The following is a 3,231-nucleotide window of genomic DNA, read 5'->3' on the forward strand; positions in this document are numbered from 1 at the left end:
CGCCTCTTCCCGGGCGGACTCCGCATCCATCTGGTCCAGCAGCTCCTGTCTATACCGCTCGAACCACTTCCGGTTCTCCCGCCGCTCCTGTTCGGCGGCAAGCTCATTCGTCAACTCCTGGCCATGCCGCGCGTTCCATACTCGGGAGAACGAGCCGTCCCAGTCGACCGGACGGAGGTCGAACCTGCCCTCAAACGTCGCCCGAGCCTCATCCGCCCCCGTATCGGCGTCGCGCCCCGCGTCGGCATCGGGCGCCGGCTGCCCGGACGGTTCCCGACCGGCTGGCGGCCGCGCCCCCGATTCACGCTCGGCCGCAGATTCACCTGACGGGCCAGCGGTTTCCTCGGACATCACAGTCTTCTCCCGTCCCTGAGGCTCCCAGTCATGATCCCACCGCTACCGGCCCGCCGTGCCCCACCACGATCCCTCCAGGGATGATCAGCGACCAGCGGAGGGGCACTCGTCACGGCCGGAATGCACGCGTTGCGATCCCTCCAGGGGTGATCAGCGACCCGCCTGTCCTCGATATCCAACAGTCGGACACAACCGTTGCGATCCCTCCAGGGATGATCAGAGACCCGACCCCGAAAGTAAAGTCGCAGGTTGAAGGCATGATCGGCGGTGGATCGTGGGCCGATTCTGCAGCGATCCGGCGGTAGTGCAACGGCCCAGGTCAGAGCCATGATCGGAATTTTAGAGTATCGAGTCCTGGTTGCCTATCTCGACGCCGAGCCACGCCATCCCCTATCTGCTGGACGGGCCAGGTAGACCTTCAGCGGTGTGGCTGTTGACCGGTGGGCCGGACGACGATCTCGTTGATATCGACGGTATCGGATTGCTCGAGTGCGAACAGGACCGCACGGGCGACGTCAGTGGTGCCGAGTTTCGGGTCGGTGGCCCGGTCGGGCGATGTTTCGCCGGCTTTAACGAGTCCCGGCTGGATGAGGGTGACACGCACGCCGGTACTGGTGACCTCGGCTCGGCTGGACTGGGCCATGGCGGTGACGGCCCACTTGGTGGCGGAGTAGAGCTGCCCGGGGACGGTGATGCGGCCGGCCACCGAACCGGTGAGCACCAAGTGTCCCCGGAACTGCACGAGGGTGGGCAGGGTGGCCCGGGCGACGAGGGCGGTTCCGTAGACGTTGGTCAGCACCATCTCGCGCCACTGCTGCGGGGATCCGGTGCCGCGCAGGAAGGAGGTGGCGGTGAAGGAGCCGGCGTTGGCGAACACCGCGTCGAGTCGACCGAACGCGCCGTGGGCGAGCGTGGGCAGAGTGGTGACCTGGTCCCAGTCGCTGATGTCGCAGGGGGCTGCCACGGCCCGGGCTGGGCCGCCCAGTTCCGCGGCAAGTTCGTGAAGGGCATGGTGAGAGCGGGCGGCGAGGATGAGGCGCCACCCTTTGCTGGCGGCGAGTCGCGCTGTCGCGGCGCCGATGCCGGAGGAAGCCCCGGTGATCAGGAGAACGGATGTGGTCACGCTGATAGATCGTGCCGGTTGAGGTGGTCAGTCAGGTTTTGGGGTGCGGCGGCTGACGTCGACGGCGTAGCTGGTGGGACGGACGTTCCCCGGTCACTACCCGAGGTCCAGGACGGACGTGCCGGCGACCGCCGAGCAGATGTGCAGCACGGCCCGCCGGCCGGACAGCGCGGTGTACGCCGGTTCGAACGCCTCGGTGAAGGCGGTCAGCCGGGACCTGTCGACGAGGGCCACCGCACAGCCCGCGAAACCACCGCCGGTCATCCGGGCCCCGAAGCACCCCGGAGCCGCCGAAGCCGCCTGGACCGCCGCATCGAGTTCCGGACCCGACACCTCGAAGTCCTCCCGGATCCCGCGATGCCCCGCCAGCAACAGCCGCCCGGCCGTTGGGGCGTCGCCCGCGCGCAGTGCCACGGCGACGGCGTCGACCCGGGCGTTCTCGGCGACGACGAACCGGGCTCGGCGCAGCGCGACCGGGTCCAGACCGGTCCCGCCGGCCGCTCCGCCCAGCCGGGTTGTCCCATCCGACCGGGCGGACCTGCCGAGCCGGGCCACCGCCTCGTCCATCGACCGGGGCGTGAGGTCCCGCAACGCGGCGACGCCCAGCGCCCGCGCCGCCCGCTCACACTCCGCCCGTCGGGTGGCGTACTCGCTGGTCACCACCTGTCGGCGCGAGCCGGTGTCGATGACCACCACGGCCAGCCCGCCCGGCAGCGGCACCGGCTCGGTCGTCAGCGTGCGGCAGTCGATCCGCAGCGCGTGGCCGGCCACGCCCGCGGCGCAGGCGAGCTGGTCGAGCAGGCCCGTCGCCGCCCCCACCCAGAGGTTCTCCGCCCGCTGGGCGAGCAGGGCGAGCTCCGTCGGCGAGGGCGTCAAGCCGGCGAGATGCGCACCGGCCAGGGCGACGGCCAGCTCCAGCGCGGCCGAGGAGGACAGTCCCGCACCGACGGGGATGTCGCTGGCCAGCGTGCCACGCCAGGGCACCGGGCCCCCTCCGGCCGGGAAGCCTGACCCGGCGGCGGCACGGGAGCCCCCCGATCCGGCGGCGGCGCGGGAGGCCCCCGATCCGGCGGCGGCGCGGGAGGCCGACTCGGCGGCCAGCATCACCGCGACGCCTTCGACATACCGGACCCATCCGGGTGCCCGGGCGGACACCGGGGTGTCGAGGCCCGGCGGCGGCAGCGGGATCACGGCGGGCACCGCATCCTGCTCGGACACCAGCCGGAGCTCGGGTGCCTCGTTACGGCGCAAGGCGATGCACAGCTCCCGGTCGATGGCCACCGGAAGACAGAAGCCGTCGTTGTAGTCGGTGTGCTCGCCGATGAGGTTCACCCGGGCGGGCGCGCGGACGAGGTGGGTGGGCCGCTCTCCGTAGGTCTCGACGAACGCGCGCACCGCACGCTCGGTGGCCGGATGCTCGGCGGCCGGATGCTCGGCGGCTCTCATGACGCCAGTGTCGGGGAGTCGTGGGCCCTGCGGCACGCGGGATGACTACGGCCGCGCGGGCTCGGCTCAGGCCCGGTTCGCGGCGACGGGAGCCATGACGGCGCGCAGCCGGTCCGCGGCGGCCTCCGGGGTGAGGTCGCGCTGCACGTCGGCGAGCATCTCATAGCCGACCTGATGCTTGCGAATAGTCGGGGAGCGCAGCAACGGCGGATAGAAGTGGGCGTGCAGCTGCCAGAACACCGCGGGTGGATCGCCGGGTCCCCGGCCAGGATCAAGGTCCGGCCCTGGTCCCGGCCCCGGCCCCGGCC

3 protein-coding genes and 1 pseudogene are annotated in these 3,231 nt (G+C 71.5%); all 4 read right to left on the reverse strand.

Annotation, left to right across the window (positions count from 1 at the left end; translation table 11 throughout):
* Nucleotides 1-351 (reverse strand): hypothetical protein (locus tag AC08OP_RS22350; protein WP_476615974.1); only part of this gene is annotated, 351 nt, incomplete at its 3' end.
* A 421-nt stretch (nucleotides 352-772) separates the two neighbouring features.
* On the reverse strand, nucleotides 773-1,477 hold the full coding sequence (locus AC08OP_RS22355) for an SDR family oxidoreductase (RefSeq protein WP_476615975.1): 705 nt from the start codon (nucleotides 1,475-1,477) through the stop codon (nucleotides 773-775).
* Nucleotides 1,478-1,573: 96 nt separating this feature from the next.
* On the reverse strand, nucleotides 1,574-2,923 hold the full coding sequence (galK, locus tag AC08OP_RS22360; protein ID WP_476615976.1) for a galactokinase: 1,350 nt from the start codon (nucleotides 2,921-2,923) through the stop codon (nucleotides 1,574-1,576).
* Between the two features lie 66 nt (nucleotides 2,924-2,989).
* Nucleotides 2,990-3,231, reverse strand: a pseudogene (locus AC08OP_RS22365) (galactose-1-phosphate uridylyltransferase); the annotation flags it as partial.

The organism is Frankia sp. CeRuru1, from assembly GCF_977966315.1.

What these genes read in the sequence shown, in the direction of transcription:
- galK (WP_476615976.1), bottom strand. Translation starts at nt 2,923, where the DNA reads ATGAGAGCCGCCGAGCATCCGGCCGCCGAGCATCCGGCCACCGAGCGT.